This window comes from Cognatazoarcus halotolerans (assembly GCF_009800965.1).
GTDB classification, from domain to species: Bacteria; Pseudomonadota; Gammaproteobacteria; order Burkholderiales; family Rhodocyclaceae; genus Cognatazoarcus; species Cognatazoarcus halotolerans.
The window spans coordinates 109,347-130,412 of sequence record NZ_WUAF01000010.1; the positions used below are offsets into that span (position 1 = coordinate 109,347).

The following is a 21,066-nucleotide window of genomic DNA, read 5'->3' on the forward strand; positions in this document are numbered from 1 at the left end:
GGCTCGGTTCCTTACCGCCGGCCTTCGATGGGTTTGGGTGGATGGACGAGTGCCATGGGGCCTGCCAGCGGCCGGGGAGCGTTCAAGAGCGTTACCAGGTCGGCGCGCGGCGGGAACAGGGTCGTGTCGCCGACGTGGATCACCAGAGACCATAGATCATCAAGGCTCAAGCTCCGAAGGTAGTTGGCCTGTTCGGTGTCGAGCCCGTATCGGCAGCAGGTCGAAGCCATATCATGCTGGAGATCGGCGCGTATGACGACGAGCACGTTCAGGTTGATCCATTCGGCATCGGTAAGGGTCACGTGACTCATGGGCTTGGTCTCCGGTTCGCCCTGGCGCGACAGAAGCCCACGATGTCGATGTTGGAAACCTTCGTGAGCAATCGGGCGCGATGGGGTGTGGTGAGGGTAGATCTTGATCAGAATAGGTACCGAGAACGCTGTATCGCAATGGCATTTTCCGGGTGACGAGTGGCTCCGCTATTCTTGCCACACGCAAGGTCCGATCGATGCCGTCGCTTGGGGAATCGGAGTCCATTTCATTAGCTTCGCATAAGGCCGATCACAGGTCGTCCGCCCTCTCGTCGCGAGAGCTTGAGTGAAATTTTCTCTCGAGAGAAAAATATTTCCTCCAGCAGCACGGTCACCGTATCATGCCTCCATGACGCAAGAATCCTGGCTCTTCGCCTGGATCGGGGCGGCGGACCATCAAGCGGCGGAGGCTGATGACCGTGAGCGGCCTGGTCCGATCGCTTCAGCGTTGCTCGCACATGAGCGGTTCGATCGTGTGCTCCTGCTGACCAACTATGGCTTCGAGCGCAGTAAGCCCTACTGTGACTGGCTCGAGGTGCTGACGGGATACGCCGATGTCGATCTGTACGAGATCGACCTGAGCAGCCCGATCAACTACGCGGAGATCTACGAGAAAGTCAGTGCCGAGCTCAAGTTGGTTCGGCTTCCGAGACCGGAGGTGGTGCCCACCTTCCACTTGAGCCCCGGGACGCCTGCAATGATTGCGGTCTGGATCCTGCTCGCCAAGACGCGCTTCCCTGCGAGGCTGATCCAGACTTCGGCCCAACGAGGTCTCGAACGGGTCGACTTCAACTTCGACCTCGCGAGCGACTTTCTTCCCGAGTACCTCAAGCGCAGCGAGGACCGCATCGAGCGCTTGGCGGGCGAGCAGCTTGGGGCGCCGGAGTTTGCGCGGATCATTCACCGCAGCCCAGCGATGCGGAAGCAACTGGACCGCGCGAAGCGGATTGCGGCCTTCGATGTGCCGGTGCTTGTGCTGGGCGAGACCGGTACTGGCAAGGAGTTGTTTGCCCAAGCCATCCACGCCGCGAGCAAAAGGGCGAGTCATCCGTTCATCCCCGTGAACTGTGGCGCCATCCCCCGCGAGCTTGCCAATTCCGAGCTTTTTGGCCACAAACGGGGCGCATTTACGGGTGCGGACCGCGATCGTGAGGGGCACTTCAAGGCTGCAGAGGGCGGAACCCTGTTTCTCGACGAGATTGGTGATTTGCCATCCGATACTCAGGTGCGTCTGCTGCGCACCTTGCAGGAGAGGGAGGTCACCCCCGTTGGTGCCTCGAAGCCGATGGAGGTCAATGTCCGCATCATCGCGGCTACCCATCGAGATCTGCAGGTCGATGTCGCAGTTGGGCGGTTTCGCGAAGACCTCTTTCATCGTCTCGCCGTCGGCATCATTCATCTGCCCGCCTTGCGCGAGCGTGATGGCGACGTCGAACTGCTCATCGATCACTTTCTCGACCAACTCAACTCGGGTGCGGGTTTCGAGCCGGAGGTGCAGCACAAAAAACTTTCTCCTGAGGCCAGAAGATTTCTTCTTGTGCATCCGTGGCCCGGCAATATCCGGGAGCTATACCACGCACTTGTCCGTTCGGTGATTTGGTCCGACGGAGATACGATCACCGGTGAGGAGGTCCGCGAGGCGCTGCTGCAAATGACACCGCGCTGTCAGGGCGTCCTCGACAGGCCGCTTCACAAGGGCTTTGATTTACAGACGCTTCTCGACGAGGTCTCGCGCCACTATCTCGAGCGCGCCATGCAGCAAGCCAGCAACCGGAAGAAACTGGCGGCTGAACTGCTCGGTTTCCCGCACTACCAGACGCTGACCAACTGGCTCAGGCGCTTCGACCTTGAAGGCGCCGACGACAAGGGATAGGTGGCCGACAGTCCGGATCGCTTACCGCGGGGCTTCGCAGGCAACCGATGCGTCGTCAAGCCAGATGCGAAGAGCGCATGCCAGCGTAATCAAGGGAAGTTTTCAAAGGGGCGCTTGGTCAGCAGCCGCTCCGTGGCGATGTGCAGACGGAGTTGCGACGCATCGCAGCGCGATTCGGCACGGAGTCGTTTCAAGCCTCTACGTTGCTCTGACACCAGGTTATGTGCAGGAGGCGCGACCGGGTGTTCGTGCGTGGTTTTGCTATGCAAGCATCGAAGACGTTCGCCGCGCAACTCGCTGATCAACCCATTCTGTGGGACCTCTTTGTTCAGCGTGGATAAGGGGCGTGCAGCTTGTGTGCTTGAGTGGTGCAGATCTATCAGAGTGTGTTGCTCTCGCTAGACCATAGCAAAGAGTGTCGCGAGGTAAAAAAATTTCTTTTATGCTTGAAATTTTATCTTGCGGCAATGCAGCTGTTTCCCTCGGAATCGCTAAGGCATTGAACGAAAGGAAAAAGTTTAGCGCTGGGAGCCTGGCATGGCTTTCGCATTGCATCGAACATAAGCAAAAGGGAGATAAAGCCATGCAATGCTCAGCCGACTCCAGTAAGTTTTCGACCGATCTGCCTCTCACTGATCATGCGCAGATGCGCATGGGGCAGCGTGGAATATCGGAAAGGGTTGTGGCCATGGTGCTGCGCTATGGTCGCACCATGCATGCGCGGGGGGTGGGCTACCGTGTGATCGGGCACAAGGAGGTCGTCCGTTGCGCTGAGCGCGGCATCGACGTTTCCGAAGCCGACGGCGTGCATGTGCTGGTCGCCCACGATGGCTCAGTGGTGACTGCGTACCGTAACCACGAGTTGCGAAAGATCCGCCCGAGCAAGCGTCGCCATCGCGTCTATCACTGAGGGCGATAGAAGCTGCATGAACCTCGCACGCATATGACGTTGATCACATCATCCCATTGAACTTATGTGATAGCGTGGCTCGGCCCTAGGGAGCCAGATCCAACCAAATCTGCAGGGGGCGACGGAGCTAGGCCGCCTTCTGTCGAGTGACCCGAACTCAGGGTGTCGATCTAGCAGGAGAGCGAGATGGGTTTTGCCAAGTACCAGGAAGATAATTTCAGTCGCTACTACGCTGCGAGCATTGTTCGCGGTCGCGAGCACGATCCTTTCGTGGGAAGTGGCGCCGGCGCTGAAGAGACTAAGGATACGAAGATAATGCAAGAGAATGCGAGCAAGCTCAAGGACTTTACTGTCGCAGAAGCACGGCCTTTACCTGTGATCGTGATGGCAGATGTCAGCGCAAGCATGACGGTGGGTGGAAAGATCGAGGCGCTTAATCTGGCACTCAAGGACATGGTGGCTGGATTTGCGGCAGAGTCCCGGTTGCGGGCCGAGATCCAAGTGGGGTTGATCACTTTTGGCGGGGAGCGTGCTCGCGTCCATCTGCCTTTGGCCCCTGCACACAAGATCTCTGAGGTCAGCCCGCTTCGAGCGGCCGGAAGAACGCCGATGGGGTCGGCTTTCGAAGAGGCCCGAAGGCTAATCGAGGACAAGGACATGATCCCGTCCCGCGCCTATCGCCCTGTTCTGGTCCTCGTGTCGGATGGTTTGCCGAACGACGACTGGGAGCAACCGCTCGATGCTTTGTGCAAATCGGAGCGAGGGCAGAAAGCGACCCGTTTTGCCATGGCGATCGGTGCCGATGCCGACGTCGAAATGCTCCGCCGCTTCGCCAATGATCCCGAGTCGCCTGTCTTCAAAGCACATGAGGCGCGTGACATTCATCGTTTTTTCCGTGCGGTGACCATGTCGGTTACCTCGCGTTCGCGCAGCACGGCGCCGAACAGCAATGCTCCGCTCGTGCTGGCAGACATCCCCGAAGACGACGATCTCGACCTGGATTTCTGAGTGTTCCGCGCAGCCGCTGCCACCGTTATCGGCCCCTCGCACGAGGCGCAAGGTAGCCCGAATCAGGACGCGCTCCGATTGCGGGGAAGCGAGGGAGGTTGGTTTCTTGCGGTGGCGGATGGTATTGGATCGAGGCCGCTGAGCCATATGGGCTCTCGGCTGGCCGTTCGAGTGGCGGACAAGTGGTTGCGCGGAGGTTTGTTCGAGCGGCCGCCGCGAGACGCCATTCAGGATTTCTACCGAGCCTGGCTGACTGCCCTTCCGAGCAATGACCCAAGTTCGATGGCGACGACGATTCTCGCTGCCTCGGTGCGCGAGGACGGGCGCTGCAGCGTCGTGCAACTGGGTGATGGCTTGGTGCTGTATCGGTCAGGGGGCGATTTCGGGGTGCTGACGGGTGATAGGGCTGGATTTGCGAATGAGACGGCGGCTCTCGGTGTGACACGGTCGTTCGGGGCGTGGCAGCACACGTCATTCGTGCTTTCGCAACCTCGAGACGGGGTGATGTTGATGACCGACGGTCTGGCTGACGATCTGGTGCCTGAGCGATTGGACGGATTCTTCGACAGGTTGATCGGAGTCGCTGCAAAACGAAGCCGGCGAAACGGTAAGCGATGGCTGGCGCGTCAGCTGCGAGCTTGGCCCACGCCGATGCACGCTGATGATAAAACGGTTGGATTGATCTTTCGAGCCGACAGATGACGACGAACAAGGACAAGAACAACAAGGCCGGTAGACACGGAAACCGTGTCGTGCATGACCGGCAGGGCACAGCCTACGAACTCACTGGAAAGCTCTCCGAAGGCGGCCAGGGCATCGTGTGCCAAACCCAGTTCAATAATGTGCTGGTGAAGATTGGCAGGCATCCTGCAAATGATCCGCACACCAAAGCATGGTTTGATCACATGCAGTGGGTGAGCCGTCTGCCCCTCGAGGAATTGAGAATTGCACGTCCGCAGACCCTGATCGTCAGGCCACGGCTGGGCTATGTCATGGAACTGATGGATGGCCTGGTTCCGCTGACACGCCTGCTTGAAGAGTCTATCGCTGCGATGCACGACGGGAGGGGCTTGCAGGGCTTCATCGACTCCGGTGGTTTGGCTAAGCGCTTGCGACTACTGGAAGGGTTGTGCAGCACGCTCGCGACGCTGCATGGTCGTGGTCTCGCTTACGGTGATCTGTCTCCGGGCAACATCTTCGTCTCACGCTCGAAGGAGCATGCGGAAGTCTGGTTGATCGACTGCGACAACATCAGTCTCCTCTCTCGGGAAGGTGGCCAGAAGATCTACACCCCGGGTTATGGTGCGCCGGAGATCTTGCGGGGTGAAAGCGGGATCAACAGTCTCACTGACTCTTGGAGCGTCGGCGTGATCGCATTCGAGTTCCTTGCGCTCTTGCACCCACTCAAGGGCGATTTCGTGAATGACGGGGCGTCGGACGATGAAACGTCTGCACTCATGGGAGGGGTCCCTTGGGTGGACGACTTGGACGACGACTCGAATCGTTCTTCCACAGGCTTGCCCAGGGATCTGGTGCTGACCAAGGAGCTGCAAGGGCTCTTTCAGCGGTGTTTCGGGGCTGGGCGGGTCGATGCCGGGGCTCGACCTACGTTGGCGGAGTGGCGTGCAGGCTTCGAGGCAGCCGCGGCCATGTTGATGATCTGTGGCGATGGAGACGGTTGCGGAAGCAGTTTCTACTACAACAGGGCTCGCAAGTGCCCGTTCTGCGACCGCATTCAGGATGAGAGCGCTCACCTCCTCATGAGTCACTACGTCTATGCGCCCCTCTCCGAACTGGAGAAGGCGGAATTCGGTGACCAGAGTCCGTGGATTGCGACCGACGAGCGGATGGTATGCGGAAGGGAGACCGTGGAGCTCAGAGGCGCACCGGTTGGTTCGGTCCTGTATGCCGAGAGTGCGCCAGTTTGCTCGCTCACCCTCGATGACGCGGGGTTGCATATCGAGCCAGCACTCGGCAAGCGAGTTGCACTTCAGAGTCAGAGGACAAGGGAGACTCGTATCCTGGATCGAAAGAAAAGGTTGAACGCTGAGATCCGCAGAGGGGACTACTACATGCTGCACCTCTCCGACTCCGAGGGGATGCATGACGCCTGGCGTTTCAAATGGTGAGGGACGATGAGACTCGCTGACTTCCCCCTGTTCTATCCGGATGTCTACGTCGTCCGAGCCGATGTGTCTGCGCCCAAACTGTTAAATCCGTTGGTTGAGGTTCGGGTATGGCAGGATGATGCCGGATATGCCTGGCTGGCGCAGGGCAAGGAACTTGTCGAACTGGATCGCAATGCCGGGGGCAAGCGCTTCCTGACGGCGATCGCTCAGAAGAATCTTGTTTGGATATTGCTTAAGCAATCCGCCGCCGAATTCCATCTGCAGACCGCTTGGCCATCGGAATGGACTCCGCTCGATGAGCCAGTCGAGGTGGCGTTCGACGAGCAAGCCTTTGATCTCATGGCTCGGACGGTTCCGGACCTCACTGGGGCAGAGCAGGCCCACTATCTTAACTGGTTGAGGGACGAGTTCGTTGTTGACGGCGATAAGCCGTGGTTCGCCGTTCTGCGCATCCAGGGTGTGCGCAAAGGGGATTGGTCCATACGCGGGCGCACGTGGAGGCTGGACCTGGAGCAGGACAATCGAGGGCAAGTTTTCGTCCGCCGGCTGAGCAGGACCCAGGCACAACGCGTCGATTGGACCATGGTTGTTGGCGAAATTCGGTTCGTCGAGCACACGGTAGCGAGTCAACTACTGTCCCCGACAGCCCAAAACCAGCTTCAACAATCGGTACAGAGCTATGGCAGCTACATCGATCTGTGGAAGAAGTACAGCGAGGAGGAATGGCAGAGGAGCCTGCAGCAGGCAGCTCAGCTGAACGTGCTGGCCTATTCACGTGCGGAGGAGGCCAGCGACGAGGGCGGCGTCTGGCGGTTCAAGGTTTCGCCTGCTGACCGAGAGATCTTCAAGAAGGTCTGGAACTCCATCGAGTCGGACACTGGGCTGGAACTCGAGGCGACCGCAGAACACCCTGAGTGGCGGCAGATTCAGGACGAGGTGAGTGCTATGTCCGCCTCCCAGCGTTTCAGGGGGCGTCCAGACTTCCCTAATCGAAAGCACGACGAGATTCTGATCTCGACGGACTTCAGGCGCCCGCCGGAGAGTGGCTATCTGTCCCTTTCGCTGGCGGGTGACCGTACTGTTCAGGAGCGACGCCTGAAGGCGCGGCAGGCAATCGAGAGTGGCCGCCGACTCCCGCAGCTGCGTTACCTCTTTCAGAACATGCCGCTCCCCTCGGTGCGCGGCCGCACTGAGAAAGCGCTGACCACCCATGCATTGGCGTGCTTCAAGCATGGAGCGCCAACTCAAAGTCAGGAGAGAGCGATCAAGGCTGCTCTCGAGACCCCTGACATAGCACTCATCATCGGTCCGCCCGGTACGGGCAAGACGCAGGTCATTGCAGCGCTCGAGCGTCGCCTGTCCGAGTTGGGTGAGAGCGCAAGTCCGCAGCATCAAGTCCTGATCTCGAGCTTCCAACACGATGCGGTTGAAAATGCGCTCGATCGCACCCGCGTTTATGGCTTGCCTGGAATAAAGGTCGGACAACGGAAAGATGCAGACGGAGTGGATCGCATCGAGCGCTGGTGCGACGAAACTGCAGAGAAAGTTGAGGCGGAGTTGGCGGGATACGAAGCCGAGCAAAACCACCTCGATCTGCTGCGGCGTGTCCATGCGGGTATCGCCAAGCTCAAGCATGGCCAGTTCTCAGTCGAACAACGCCGGGAGGAAATGCTGGGGCTAACCACAGGCCTCGACGAGCTTGATCAGAACTTCGGAGTTCGACTCGACCCACTGCTGATGGACCAGTGGCGCGAGTACGTCGGTGAGTTACGTGCCACGACGGCGCGTTCGACAAGCCGTGAGCAAGCATCGCTGTTGTTGAGGAAGATCAGGGCGCTGCGAGTATCGCAAGACAGCTTTGCTGATGACGGCCCCGAGCGGCTGATCGATCTGATCTCCACTGCCGGTTATCTTGGCGGCATCCCCGAGCCGCTTCTTGCGCGCTTACGCGACTTCGAGGATGTACAGAGTTTGGGCCCGGAGGGTGCTGAACGCTTGCTTGCGTTGCGAGACGAGTTGCTCGATAGCCTGCTCGATTACCGGCCGCCCGTGGTCAAGAATCGTATCGACGATCGGGGGCGCAGTTTGCTGATTGCAATAGAGGCCGGCATCGAGGACCGACTCAAGACGTCCCGCCTTGGTGTGGCGGGCGTGCTGGCACGCTACAGGGACGCCTTCCAGAGTGACCCGATCCGAGTCCGCGAGACTGTTCGCGAATACGCCATGGTGGTTGGTGCAACCTGCCAGCAGGCTGCCAGCGTTCATATGGCAAACCTGAAGACACTCACGGAAGTCGGCGATGCAGGGATCAACTTCAACACGGTGATCATTGATGAGGCCGCGCGGGCCAATCCGCTGGATCTGTTCATCCCGATGTCGATGGCTGCGCGACGCATTGTGCTGGTGGGCGACCACAGGCAGTTGCCGCACTTGCTCGAGCCAGAGGTTGAAGAGGCAGTCGCGTCCAGTCATGCGTTGAGTGACGAACAACGCGAAGCCTACAAGGAGTCTCTGTTCCAAAGGCTTTGGAAACAGCTAAAGGGGAGTGGGCGCGTTGTGATGCTGGATACCCAGTTTCGGATGCACCCGGTCCTGGGTGAGTTCGTCAGTCGGGAGTTCTACGAGCGCGAGGGGTTGGATCCCATTAAACCTGGCCGTAGTGCGGATAGCTTTATGACAGATATCCCCGGGCACCAAGGCAAAGTCTGCTGCTGGATCGATGTGCCTCACTCCGAAGGGGACGGACAAGAGCGAAAGCCGCACAAGAATCCGAGTTGGATGAGAGCGCTCGAAGCGCGTCGCGTCGCAGAAGAAGCGAAGCGGCTGCTGGATGGTTGTGGCGATGCGGTAAGCATCGGCGTGATCACGTTCTATAGCGCCCAACGTGATGCGATTTTTAAGGCACTCGAGGCCTTGGATGTGACGAGCCGCAACTCCGAGACGGGTGATTGGCAGATCAATGAGCAGTACCGCAAGACCCGAAGTCATGAGGAGCGGTTCAGGGTTGGTACGGTCGATGCCTTTCAGGGTAAGGAGTTCGACATTGTTCTACTGTCGGTCGTGCGTTCCAATCGTCAGCCATTGGCAGCGGAGAACGACGCCGACGCCTTCGAGACGCTTTCCAACCGCAAGTACGGCCACTTGCGGCTAAGCAACCGGATGAACGTTGCGATGAGTCGCCAGCGATCACTGCTAATCGCAATTGGGGACAAGGCGATGGCCGAGTTCCCCGGTGCGGATAAGGCCGTTCCGGCGATGCATGCCTTCCTAGATCTCTGCAAGGGGAGGCACGGGCATGTTCTCTGACCGCTACTGTTACGTGCCGCGGGAACTGAGCCCGATCTCTGGAAAGCGCGAGAACCTCTTCTGGCCCGTTTATGCATGGAGGGTCCTTTATCCCGATGATCGGCAGCAACCGGGTTGCAACCTGTTTCAGGAGACTTTGCTGGGCTTGATGCGGGCAGGGGTGACCGACGCTGCGAAGCTCGCAGAACTGATGGCAATTGATCTTGAGCTGGTTCGCTTCATCATTGCGTCACAGCTTCAGCCCAATGGTTGGCTCGACCACCGTAACAAGGTGATGCCAGATGGTGAGAGGCTGTTGGACCAGGCAGAGGACCGCAGACTCAACCTAAGGGTGGGCTACGCATTCCAGGATGCAATCGGTGGCAAGTTGTTGCCTCGGTTCTCCACCGAACTTCACGAAATTCAGCCTGGCGGGACTGACCAGAACAACCGTCCCGTGTTCGTTCTCGATCGAAACACGGGCCGATCGGAGAAACCGTTTCTTCTTCAGGCCAAAGCACCCGCGAAAGCTGACGTTCAAGGTTTGATGGCGGCTTACAGGCAATATCGCCACGAGCTTGCGCATGCTCGCCGTGGCTCTGAAACGGTCGGATTCGATGTGACTATCCGAACACTCGACTATGTCGATGATCAGCCGCTGAAGCTCTATTTCTGGTGCGAACTGTATCGCGACGAGAACGGTCCGCAGCGCTGGTTGATCAGCGACCCCTTCCGGCTTCGGCCCGCTGTTTCGTGGCTGCGTGAGCCCTTCCTTGACTTGGCGAAGGGCAGTGCTGAATTGACGCGCCGCATGCAGCGTTTGCTGCCCGATATGTCTGCAGATGGCCTTTCAGTGGATGAGTGGTTTGAGCGGCTCGCCGAGCATGCGGACTTCGAAGTCGAATCCAAATATCCCTTCCTGAAGAGCCGGGCACCCCTTGTTCGCGAGCATTTGCTGAGGGTTCTACGCCAGAGGGCGAAGATAGAGGAAGCGCAAGGACGTATCCATCCAGAGGATCTGGGCGCCTTGATGACTGAGTCGGCCAGTCTGATCGAAGCTGTCCTCAAATGGTTGTTGGAGGAGTGGCCGGTCGAGCCTTGTTGGCCAAAGAAGGGTAACTGGACTCCCGCAGAAGCCTTGAATGAACTCCGTGCTCTCTCGATACAGGCAATCGATGACGAGCTCGCCCAAGCTCTGGCTGGGCAGCCACGAGGTTTCGTTGCGAAGGCCATGACCCACCGCGATCGGCCTATGAAAGCGCTGCTTGCCGGCGTGTTATTCGCTGCAAACGCGCGGGATGATCACCCGGTTCATCGATTGAGCACCGATCAACTGCAGCTTCCTCAACTGCCTAGGCTTGCGGATTACCGAAACAAGGTCGGTGGCCATGCGTCGGGAGAGCGCCCGGATAAGGGCACTACCCTGGAGTATTCGGAATTCGCGATCGAGTGGATGCGACTTTTTGAAAGCTGGTATTGATATGTCGAAAAAGAAAAAAGGTAACGGAGCGCTTCTGAATACAGGCAACCACAACGGAGCAAAGGCGTCTCCGCTACTTGGTGGGATGTTCTCTAACGCTGGCGTCGTTCAGGCGGCCGTGCCCCTGGCGTCGGCTGAAATCTTGATGGCAAAGCTCGATGCTGAGGGGACGCCAGAGCAGCGTGCAAAGGTCGAGCTGGAACTGCGCGAGCAGCTTAAGGCCGAGGTCGCCAAGCTGCAGAGCGATCGGGAAGAGCTCGAATCATTACGTGCCTCTGTCGATGCGGAAATGGAGGCGCTGAAGTACAGAGTAGATGCGTTCGAGACCGAGAACGAAGAGGCCAAGCGTCGCGTTGAAGGTCTGGCCGCGAGAGAAGCCACTCTGCTGTGTAAGGAGCATGAACTCGAGGTACGCGAACTCAATGCGCGCAGCGGATTCTCCAAGCAGCGAGAGGAGGACTTGAAGGCGCTGAGATCAGAGATTGATGCGCTTGAGCTACGAAAGCTGGCAATTGGCGGCGAACTTGAGCGTGAGCGCTATGAGGCGCGGAGCCGGATCCAGCAGGAGCTAGAGCTTGGACTCGCGGCCATCAAGTCCAGAGAGGAGGAACTCGATGGCCGGCAGCTTGAACTCGATCGCCGAGCCACCGAGTTGGAGTCAAAGGAGCGCAAGGTCGCAGTAGCACAGCGAAGTCGAGAAGACGCTCTTAGGGCATTGCGCAAGGAGGTGGAGGCTGAATTCGCTGACCAGATCACCCGGCGAGATGCGGAGATCGTTCGCTATCAAGGCCAGGTTGAGCGTATGCGGCGAAGCTTGAGTGAGGAGCGTGAGCGTCTCGATGGGTACGAAGAACTGATTGAAGTTCTTGATGGGCGAGAACCCGCTATTTTGCGTGAGGAGCTTGAGGATCTGCGGCAGGCAAACAGAGCGCTCAAGTCTAGACTCGGGGCGCTTGAGGCGGCTGAATCTATCGGCGAGCTCGAGCGTGTGAAGGAAGAGTTGGACGCTGCCCGCGATCAGAACAGGGACCTGAGGCAAGAGCTCGAGGAGCGCAAAGTTTCTGCGCACCAGCAACAGTTGGCCGTGCTTGAGCGGGAGCAGTGGACGCAGGAAAAGCGAGTGCTTGAGCGAACCAAGCAGCTCCTGGACGGGCATATTCGTGATCTTGAGTCCCGCATTTCCAACCTCGTGGATTCCCAGCAGGCAGATGTTGCCTTCCCTGAGCTGGTGAAGATGGATGGGGGTTCATATCAGATAGCGCGGCCGGTTGACGGTGTTGAGAGTCTCACGACTTTCACCGAAGAACTGCAGCATCGAATCGCTGTTGCGGATTCCGGCAAGGAGCTCTTCTTCCGCCTCGAAGATCTTCAGCTTTTCGTCGGCGGCCTCGCGATGAGCCAACTGCATGTCTTCCAGGGCATCAGCGGCACGGGCAAGACCAGCCTAGCCAAGGCGTTCGCCAAAGCAGTCGGCGGTGAGTGCCAGGACATCGCAGTGCAGGCTGGTTGGCGAGACCGCAGCGATCTCTTGGGACACTACAACGCATTTGAGAAGCGCTTCTCCGAAAAGGAGTGCTTGCAGGCGATCTATCGTGCGCGCACACGCTCGGCCGACGATCGGCTGAACATCGTCCTGTTGGACGAGATGAACCTGTCTCGCCCTGAGCAGTATTTCGCCGATTTCTTGTCTGCGCTTGAAAAGTCGGTGGGCGACCGCTGGATACGGTTGATGGAGAGCGCGCCTCCCAGTCCCCCGCGCTTGTTGCGCGATGGTAGGGAAATTCAGATTCCCGAGAACCTTTGGTTTATCGGGACGGCGAACCAGGACGAAACCACGAACGAGTTGGCTGACAAGACACACGATCGGTCGTTTGTGTTGGAACTCCCGCGGCATGAGAAGCGATTCAGGATCAACCGCAACCTGCCCGCTCGCACTTACTCGTTCAAGTCGCTTCAGGAAGCATTCTCCGAAGCGCAGGCTGCACTTCGCAAGGAGGTTGCGGACTTGCTTGGTTTCGTCAGCAAGAGCGAGTTGTCGAACGTACTCGACAAGGAGTTCGGTATTGGCTGGGGCAATCGTTTCGAGCGGCAGGCACTTACCTTCTTGCCGGTCGTGAAGGCCTGTGGTGGAACGTTCGCTGGAGCCCTCGACCATCTGCTTTCAACTCGAATGTTCCGGGCTGGCAAGGTTGTCGGGCGGTACGACATCTCGAAAGACCAGCTTAAAAACGTAGAGGACGCGCTGCTCCAAGTGTTTCAGGGAATTGAAAAGGATAGCTTGCCCATACGGTGCGTTAGCGCCTTGGAGCGCGACCGTAAACGGCTGGAGCGCGGTGCGTGAAGGTCTTTGATCTCTACCTGGGACGGGAAGTAGCGATGCCCGAGCGTGTTGAGGCTGGGCGTTTCAGATTGATGAAACCGGCAGTCCTCAACGAACGGCTTCAACTGGGTCAGGGCGAGGTTTTATTGAGCGATGGGGGAGAGCGCTGCGCCATTGGTGCCACGCTCCATACTTTTGTTGATCATCGATATCCAGCTTCGCGCTCGGTCGATGACTCGCTAGAAGCTCAACGATCCATCGTTTGCCGGGCGCTGGAACTGTTGGCCGCCCGTGCCGCAGGAAGCAACGAAGCACTTCCGTCTCCGTTGCTTCCTGCGGAAATGGTTGCAGTTCTGGAGTTGAACAAGCTTGATGAGGCGCTTCGCGAAATCATCGAGCGTGGTCATCTCGACGAGATTGTCCGTCGTCCGCGCTACTCGATGAAGTACGAGTCGGAGGTCGTTGATGTCTCGCGGGTGAGGCGGACTGCACCGGGTGCTCTGGAGCGCCTTGCCGCTCGGTCTGAGGATTGGCACCGCAGGACCATCACGGGGGTGCTCCCGAAGCGGTTGCTGGCGTTTCTTAGTGACGATGACTGGGGTATCTACGAGAACAAGGTCTTTGCGCGCCTGCTGGATCGACTGGAGCAGTATTTGCGCCTTCGCTTGGCGGAGACGGAAGAGTTGAGCCGTGTATTTGAAGATGCGCTCGAACTCGATGCGGCAGCAGGGCTCGACTTTCGTTTGAGAGAAAGGCTGTGCCAGCTTTGGGGCGAGGCCGCAGAGTCGTCTGGAAACGTGACGAAGAATGTAATCGACGAGTCGAAATACGCAATTGAGGCCTTGCGTTCCGCAAAGCGGAAGATCGGTCTTTTGCGCCATTCCGACCTCTACAGCAAGGTGCCCCGCTCTGCCCGTGTTCCGGCCGAGTTGCGACACACCAACATTCTCAATCATGACCAGCACTATCGTCATCTGAAGACACTCTGGCACCTCCATCAGAAGTGTATCGGGCCGACAACACCAACACCGGAAGAGGTGTTCAGGGCGAACCAGCGCGAACTGGATCAGTTCTGTAGGTATTTGAAGATGATGATCCGTCGCGTGCTACGAGATATTGCGCAAGTCGTTCCTACAGGTACGAGCACTGACTTTAGGTTTGCTGGCTCCGCTGGTTCTCTGGTTACAGGCAACGGTGAGATCGCTCTTCGAGTAGGAGACCGCGAGTTTGTGTTCATTCCTGTGCTGGGTTCTGTGCCGCAGGTGGCTCCCTTGAAAGCGGATGGTTCGGGGCGGCTCATCGTGTCCAGGATTTCCACCGTCGACAGCGGCGACTTCACTGGCTTTGAAAGCCTCGCTGAAGGGCGCGTCTTCTCAATCAACCCGATGGATTTCTACGGTGAAGAGAAGATCCGGTTGCTGGTTGAGCGCTTCCTCTGGTCGCCGGCGTTTACCTCGTATGGCGTCCATGTCGACCGAGTGCCTTCCGAGCCGCTCGGCTGGCTGGCGCAGCACCGCATTGGACGAGTTGAGAGAGGTAGTTGGTGCCTCCTCAGTCCGCTGACCGAGGGCGAGCGAGCACTACTTGATGGGTGGCTGCCAGGGTCGGGCTTGAATGCCGATACGCGAGGGAAAATTTCAGCGACGGTGCAGCGATTGGCTGCACTCGGGTGTTGCCGGCACTGTGGAACATCGGCGACTTTTGCGCCGCGGGATGGAGCGTTCAAGGCCCAATGCCCACAATGCAACACCGAATGGGGAATCTACTCGACACCGTCTGGACGGGTGGCGCGGATGACGACAAGCGATGACTCGAGCCGGGATTTCAGCCGTTTTGGGTCGTGGTCCATAGAGTTTGCATTCTGAAGAGATAGCGCTGAGAGGGCAGGCGACTTTGGGAGTTCATTCGGGCTGCCGGTACCTCCGACTCGGTCATGCGGAGACGCCGTAGAACAGGCGCCGGAGGAGTTTATCCACGCGACGGTGACGGGCACGAATGCATCGAAACATCCGCGGTGGAATGCACTCGGCAAGACGGTGCAGGAAGAGTGGCCGTCAGCAATGGCCGAGTTGTACGCGTAGGCGATCTGGCCGGTTTCCGAGTCAAGCGACCGTCCAAACGGCAGCTCTGGCGAAGAAGTGACCGGGAGGAACTGGCGAGCTGTCGACGTGTTCCCGAGCATCAATTCGTGTGGGCATGTCTTTGGATTATATGATCAACTTTACCCAAACGCGAAGCATTACAACATCGTGGAAGGGCTGAAATCGGCCGGGGCAATTGCCCCGGCCCGGCCTTCAGCGATCTTCAGGATTAGGCAACTTCCGCCAGCCCTTTCCACTCATGGGCCGGCAAGTCGATCAGGCGGCCGCCCAGCGCTTCGAACTCAGTCGCTCGATCGTAGTCCTCGACCTCCTGGCTGTAATGCGTGACCGCATTGACCAGGCCATAGCCCGAGAGCTGACCCTCGGCGATCAGGTGCCGCAGCACACCGGCGCGCTCGCTGTCGTTCAAGGTGTAGCGCTGCGCCAGCACCTCGACCGTCTTCACTGGATCGCCCACCAGCGGGATGGCCAGCGTCTTCTGCAGTTTCTGCGCCGTCTGGCGGAAGGTCGCTTCCGACACTGCCGCCTGCACCACGTCGCGCACCTTCAGGAAGAAGGCCTTGTCGTCGGCGCGCAAGGTGTCGTCCTGATACACCGTGATGCCCTCATCCTCGGCGCTGAGCGCGCGGCCCACGTGGGTCTTGCGCAGCGAGCGGTCGGCAGCGATGAGGCCGTTGCTGCACACCAGCCGGAACAGTAGGGGCTGCACCGACAACGTGCCATGGCCGACCTCCGAGTTCGAGATCACCACCCCGGCCTGCACCACGTCGCCGGGCGCCATCTCGTACTTCAGGCGCGGCGTGATGCACTTCAGGTACATGCGTGTTTCGGTCAACTCGACCGATTCAAAGCGTACCTCCGGCAACTGCTGCAGGATGGGCAGCACACTCTCGGCCAGGTCGAAGTTGTCCAGGCGCCGGTAGCGATCCGACAGCACGGCACGCACCTGACCGTCGAGGGTGCGCAGCATGCGCCGCTCTTCCTCGCTTTGCAGCCAGGTGTTCACGTTGCGGTCGAGCAGGGCCGGCTGGTCTTCACGCATGCGTTCGAAGTAGGCATACGGAATCTTCAGCTTGTCCGCCAGTTGGCGGCGCGCCAGCGGGGTGACGCTGTAGCGCACCGGGCCGCCGCCTTCCTCGATCACGAGACGGGTCTCGCCCCGGTCGTCGGTGGCATGGCGCACCAGCGTCGAGGGCACGATTAAATCCTTCTTCGAATGCAACTGGCGCTCCAGTTCCTGGGCGAGGCTCATGAGAGAACGTCCGCTTTTCATGGCAATCTCCTTGTCGGAATAGAAAAGCGGGGATGGCACACCCTTGCGGGGATGCACATCCCCGCAAGGGTCGATGGCGGAACGGCGATTGGCCGATCCGAAAAAGGCGCGACGTGAATCGCGCGAGAACTCCAGGGCTGTCTTCGCGGCGCCGTGGGGCGCCGCCTGGTGTGACAACTACCAGTGGGGCAAGCCGCCTTTTCACCGGAACCGCCGGATGCAGTCCCGCTGAAAAGGCGGGTGCGGCGCCATCACAAGATGGACCGCACCCTCATCAAACGCTCATGCCGCGCGGGGCGCCTGGGCTTCCATGCGCTGGCGCCAGACGTCGGCCCAGTCGGTACCGCCATGCCTGGGCAGGAACACTCGCACGTCCCGCCGACCGGTGGTTTTCTCCTCGCGCTTCAACCGACGCGCCAGCGCGAAGGCGCAGGCCTGGCCGGCGAAGTCGCCGTCGGCGTCGTTGTCCGCGTAGATGCAGACTTTGCGCACCATGTCGGGCAGCCACAGCTTCTCCAGGTTACCGGCGTTGAGCCCGGCCCAGACTGGCTTGCCGGTCGCCAGATGCAGGGCGAGGCCGGTCTCGATGCCTTCGCTGATCGCCAGTTCCTCGGTCACCTCGAAGAGACGCACCGCGGCGCCGTTGATCCCGGCCGAGAGCACCTTCTTCGCATCCAGGGCCGCGAGCTTGCCGCCGTTCTGCAGATAGGTCCGATGCAGCGTCACGGCATGGCCATCCGCTCCCTGGATGCAGGCCAGCATCGCCGGGTACTCGGCGATCTTGCGCGACTTGCCGGCGGCATCCTTCTGGTAGTAGCCGAGAGCCGGATGAAAACGCAGCACCTTCGGGTACACCGGCAGCGCCAGGCCCCGGCTGCTCAGGTAGCGATCCACCTCGTCGCCCACTGTTACCGGCCGGGCTTCGTTCCAGATGCGCTGGGCCAACTTCTTCATGCGCTCGGCCGAAGGTTCGCCCGCCCGAGACGTTGTCGTCGCCGGCAGCATCCCCAGACAGCGCTCGACGTCGCGCAGGGCCGTGTTGAAATCGATCCCCTGCACGGCCTGCAACAGCTTGAAACCGCCGCCCGGACCGCACTGGCGGCAGTGGTAGTTGCCCTCGCCGAACTTGTCGGTGTACTGGAACCGGTCGGTGCCGCCGCACAGCGGGCAGGGCAGGTTGCGGCGCTTGAGGATGCGCTCGTCCACGCCCAGACTGGCCAGGATCTCGGTCCAGCGACCATGGGCACGCTGCTTGACCGCTTCGATGCGGGCCGCGTAGTCACGATCCTGCATGGCGGTCTCCCATCCCGGGCGCTTCGGCGAGCAAGGCCACCGAATGGCCGGGCGCCGAGCCCACCCCCACGGAGACCTGGAAGGCCTTGCCGTGGAGCAGGGGATACTTCCCCAGCCGTAGTTCCTGCAACAGCGAGTCGAGCGTCTGCACCGGATCGACCGAACGCAGACGACGGATGAGGTCCGCCAACGCGTCGCGGTCGGCGTCCAGGTCCGACCCCTGAAACTGGTCGTTTTCGTCCATGAAGGACGAAACCTGACGCACCGGCTCTCCAGACGTCTCGCCGGCCGGGATGTACAAGACATCCTCGTGGCAGACGCCGTGGTCGGCAATCTCGACGACGTCGTGGCCGACGCGGACGCGCACGGCCTCGCACAGGATCACGGTGGGCCACACCCAGCGCCCTTCCAACTGCACGCGCAGCTGTTCGGCGACCGGCTCGACCCGTACCGCTTCTTCCTCCAGGAAGCGCACATGGCGCTGGGCCCAATGGTCGAGATGCAGGCCGATCCAGTCGAAGACCAGATAGCCCTTGGCCCGGGCCAGCATCCAGCGTGCGGCGTTGTCGTCGCCCATCCAGTTGAGCGAAACCAGTTGCACCGCGCCGCTTTCGATGGCTTGGCGGGTGGGGGCCACGGCCACTTGCCGGACATAGTCGCGGTTGTCGTCCTGGATCGGGTAGCCGACGATGTCGTCAAACAACTCGGCCGGCAGCACGTCGAGGTCGTTCAACAGATCCACTTGCCCCGAGCCCCGCATCGCTGCGTAGTAGATCTCGACGAAGCGGTCGGGCGGCAACTGCATCTTGGCCACCTCCAGGGTCTGGCGCCAGCAGGCTTTCAATTCGGCATCGATGCGTTTGCGCTGTACGTCCTCGTCGATCAGCTTGTCCCTATCCGGCAGGCGCGCGGTGAACTGGCGCGAGTCCAGGTGCACGACATTCACCTTGTCGAGCAGGCAGTAGGTCGGCTTCATGACGCAGAAGCCCTGCAGGAACACCATCGTCTCGTAGCTGTTCTTGCCGTCGCGCGTGCCGGCGAGGTGGACCGCGCCCATCGAGCTCGGCATCGTCGCGAGGTTCGCCAGCGCAAAACGCCGCACGAGCGGCTTGCCGTTGAACAGCACGGGCACCGGAAAACCCAGGCACAAGGTTTCGATGCGGTTGCCCAGGTCGGGCAGGTCGACGCCGTGCAGCTCGATCCGCGTGCCGGCAACGGTCTCAGCGATGGCTTCCACGTCGATCGACGCCTTGGCCAGTGCCGCAGCAGTATCGATATCGACCCGGCGGTGGTTCGAGGCGACGATGCAGCGCGTGGCGGCATAGAGGCACTTCGAGAATCCCACCCCGAACGGGCGCTCCTCGGCGGCGGTGGCCGCATACCAGCCCGACTCGTGGAAGCTCAGGAGCTTCTGGAAGTCGTCCAGGCCGCAGCCATCGTCCTGCACCCGCAGTACCTGGGCGGCGGCGTCGTAATCGATCTCGATCCGCGTCGCGCCGGCGCGGCGGGCGTTCTGCAACAGCTCGGAGACGAGCGTGAAGCGATCGGTGAAAGCGTAGCGCTGGTTGCGCAGCGCGCCTTCTTCGTTGATTCGAACCTGTATCTGCATGATCTACTCCATGAGTGCAGACGGCACCCGGCCCCGGCGGGACGGGCCCGCCAAGGGGGAAGGAACCACCGGTCAGCCGATGCGGCCAACCGGTGGGGTGAATAACTGGCCGGCGGCCAGGGCCTCGATCAGGCTGTGCCCGAAGAACTCCCGGGGCAGCAGGTGCTGGGTGCTGAGAACCCGGCCCTCGACATCGAGCCGCTCGACCTTCAGGCCGATCGGATGCCAGTGCACCCGGTAGGCCAGCCAGTCGGCGCCGGCGATGACGAAGGTGCGGCCGGCCTGGCCGGTGAGGACTTCGCTTTCCTTGACCAGGAACTCGATGTCTTCCGCCGCCTGAACGGTCAGCAAGCTCGGGTTGTCGCGGGTGATGCGTGCTGGGTCTCGCATGGCGGCCTCCTCACATCGCGTGCAGCCAGCAGCGGCTGTCATCCGGCCGGCTGCGCTCCGCGCCTGGGTTTGGTGGATCGGGGGACGGATTGCTGATCGGTTTCTCAGGTTCGCGGACCAGCGGCATCGCTGTTAGGCATTCGGCATGCTGTCGTTCCTGCGTAATCTGTTCCAGCAATACCGCATCCTCATAGTCCAGGCGTCCCACGATGCCGTAGGCGATGAAGATCGCCAGCAGGCCAAGGACATCCTTGAAAGCGGTCATGACGACTCCTTGAATGGGGCGGGCCTTTCGCGTTGGCGAAGAAGGCCCGTAAGGGGAAAACGGGTCAGGCGAACAGGTCGCCCTGCACGGACATCCGCTTGACCTGCTCGTTGATCCACTGGGGATTCCTGGCAAGCCGCGCCTCGACCCATTCGGGATTACGTACGACGGCATCGCGCACCCAAACGGGATAGCGCGCCAGGGTGGCTTCGAGCCAAGCCTTCAGCCCATGACGGATGCGGTCGCGTACTTCCTCCACGTCGATCCGACCGCAATAGGCGATCGGCGACAGCGGGCTGCAGCCGACGACGCGCAGGCAACTCACGAACGAGAACGGCAGGCCGTCCTTCTCGCGCTCGGCGAAGACCCAGCGCAGGGTGTCGAACTTCTCTTCCAGCGGCGTTGCGGGATCGGCCAGTTGGCTGACCTCCTGCAGGAGGCGCCAGTGGAGGAAGACGATGTCCTCTTCGCTCCACTCGACGGGTGCATCCTCGTCCTCGAGCAGGCTGTCCAGGGCTGCGCGATCGGGGATCGCCGCCGGACGGTGGCTCGACGGCGCCGACCAGGGTGGTAACGCAGGTCCCGCGGGTGCGGGGCGGGCGGCTCGGGAAGAGAACGCGGATCGGTTCGGGTTCAGCATCGTTGTCTCCAAGGAAGAGCAGGAGGCAACGCGCACCACGGCTGGAGGCGTAAGCCCCCAAGGGGTGATGAACGGCCGGCCAGAAGGGGCCGGGTCGGTGCTACGGGGAAAGACTCCAGGGCTGGCGGGAACGGACGGCGTGAGCCGCCGGGATCGGTGTGCCAGCTACCGATCGAGG

The 21,066-nt window shown here is 60.4% G+C and carries 16 protein-coding genes; 9 read left to right on the forward strand and 7 right to left on the reverse strand.

Features of this window, described 5'->3' with window-relative positions; all coding sequences use genetic code 11:
* Nucleotides 1–11: 11 nt before the first annotated feature.
* Complete coding sequence (locus GQB03_RS13860) at nt 12–311, reverse strand: hypothetical protein (RefSeq protein WP_159690424.1); 300 nt, start codon at nt 309–311, stop codon at nt 12–14.
* Nucleotides 312–660: 349 nt separating this feature from the next.
* Between GQB03_RS13860 and GQB03_RS13865 the strand changes: the two genes are divergently transcribed.
* From GQB03_RS13865 to GQB03_RS13905, 9 genes are all read left to right on the forward strand, one after another.
* On the forward strand, nt 661–2,184 hold the full coding sequence (locus GQB03_RS13865) for a sigma-54 interaction domain-containing protein (protein ID WP_159690426.1): 1,524 nt from the start codon (nt 661–663) through the stop codon (nt 2,182–2,184).
* Between the two features lie 583 nt (nt 2,185–2,767).
* A complete protein-coding gene (locus GQB03_RS13870) occupies nt 2,768–3,094 on the forward strand; it encodes a DUF4258 domain-containing protein (RefSeq protein WP_159690428.1) in 327 nt (108 codons plus the stop codon).
* A gap of 186 nt (nt 3,095–3,280) precedes the next feature.
* Nucleotides 3,281–4,102, forward strand: coding sequence for a vWA domain-containing protein (locus GQB03_RS13875; RefSeq protein WP_200832224.1), 822 nt, complete (start codon nt 3,281–3,283; stop codon nt 4,100–4,102).
* Nucleotides 4,103–4,804 carry a PP2C family serine/threonine-protein phosphatase gene (locus tag GQB03_RS13880; protein ID WP_159690430.1) on the forward strand — a complete coding sequence of 234 codons (702 nt, stop codon included), beginning with the start codon at nt 4,103–4,105 and terminating at the stop codon, nt 4,802–4,804.
* Nucleotides 4,801–6,231, forward strand: coding sequence for a protein kinase domain-containing protein (locus GQB03_RS13885; protein WP_159690432.1), 1,431 nt, complete (start codon nt 4,801–4,803; stop codon nt 6,229–6,231). The genes GQB03_RS13880 and GQB03_RS13885 overlap by 4 nt, the downstream gene beginning before the upstream one ends.
* Nucleotides 6,232–6,237: 6 nt before the next feature.
* On the forward strand, nt 6,238–9,537 hold the full coding sequence (locus tag GQB03_RS13890) for a DEAD/DEAH box helicase (protein WP_159690435.1): 3,300 nt from the start codon (nt 6,238–6,240) through the stop codon (nt 9,535–9,537).
* Nucleotides 9,527–10,996 (forward strand): hypothetical protein, encoded by a 1,470-nt coding sequence (locus GQB03_RS13895; RefSeq protein ID WP_159690438.1) that lies wholly within the window; start codon nt 9,527–9,529, stop codon nt 10,994–10,996. The genes GQB03_RS13890 and GQB03_RS13895 overlap by 11 nt, the downstream gene beginning before the upstream one ends.
* Nucleotides 10,980–13,337: an AAA family ATPase gene (locus GQB03_RS13900; RefSeq protein ID WP_159690441.1), complete on the forward strand. Its 2,358-nt coding sequence runs from the start codon at nt 10,980–10,982 to the stop codon at nt 13,335–13,337. Before GQB03_RS13895 ends, GQB03_RS13900 begins: the two co-directional genes overlap by 17 nt.
* A complete protein-coding gene (locus GQB03_RS13905; RefSeq protein ID WP_159690444.1) occupies nt 13,334–15,181 on the forward strand; it encodes a hypothetical protein in 1,848 nt (615 codons plus the stop codon). The genes GQB03_RS13900 and GQB03_RS13905 overlap by 4 nt, the downstream gene beginning before the upstream one ends.
* A gap of 445 nt (nt 15,182–15,626) precedes the next feature.
* Here the strand turns inward: GQB03_RS13905 and GQB03_RS13910 are convergent, their stop codons facing one another.
* The 6 genes from GQB03_RS13910 to GQB03_RS13935 all read right to left on the reverse strand — a co-directional run bounded on the left by GQB03_RS13910 (nt 15,627) and on the right by GQB03_RS13935 (nt 20,888).
* Nucleotides 15,627–16,691, reverse strand: coding sequence for a DUF932 domain-containing protein (locus GQB03_RS13910; RefSeq protein WP_159690447.1), 1,065 nt, complete (start codon nt 16,689–16,691; stop codon nt 15,627–15,629).
* A gap of 282 nt (nt 16,692–16,973) precedes the next feature.
* Complete coding sequence (locus GQB03_RS13915) at nt 16,974–17,984, reverse strand: DUF7146 domain-containing protein (protein ID WP_159690450.1); 1,011 nt, start codon at nt 17,982–17,984, stop codon at nt 16,974–16,976.
* Nucleotides 17,971–19,593, reverse strand: coding sequence for an ATP-binding protein (locus GQB03_RS13920; RefSeq protein ID WP_159690453.1), 1,623 nt, complete (start codon nt 19,591–19,593; stop codon nt 17,971–17,973). Before GQB03_RS13920 ends, GQB03_RS13915 begins: the two co-directional genes overlap by 14 nt.
* A gap of 72 nt (nt 19,594–19,665) precedes the next feature.
* On the reverse strand, nt 19,666–19,983 hold the full coding sequence (locus GQB03_RS13925) for a hypothetical protein (RefSeq protein ID WP_159690456.1): 318 nt from the start codon (nt 19,981–19,983) through the stop codon (nt 19,666–19,668).
* A 10-nt stretch (nt 19,984–19,993) separates the two neighbouring features.
* Nucleotides 19,994–20,248 carry a hypothetical protein gene (locus GQB03_RS13930; protein ID WP_159690459.1) on the reverse strand — a complete coding sequence of 85 codons (255 nt, stop codon included), beginning with the start codon at nt 20,246–20,248 and terminating at the stop codon, nt 19,994–19,996.
* A gap of 64 nt (nt 20,249–20,312) precedes the next feature.
* Nucleotides 20,313–20,888, reverse strand: coding sequence for a hypothetical protein (locus tag GQB03_RS13935; RefSeq protein WP_159690462.1), 576 nt, complete (start codon nt 20,886–20,888; stop codon nt 20,313–20,315).
* Nucleotides 20,889–21,066: the final 178 nt, after the last annotated feature.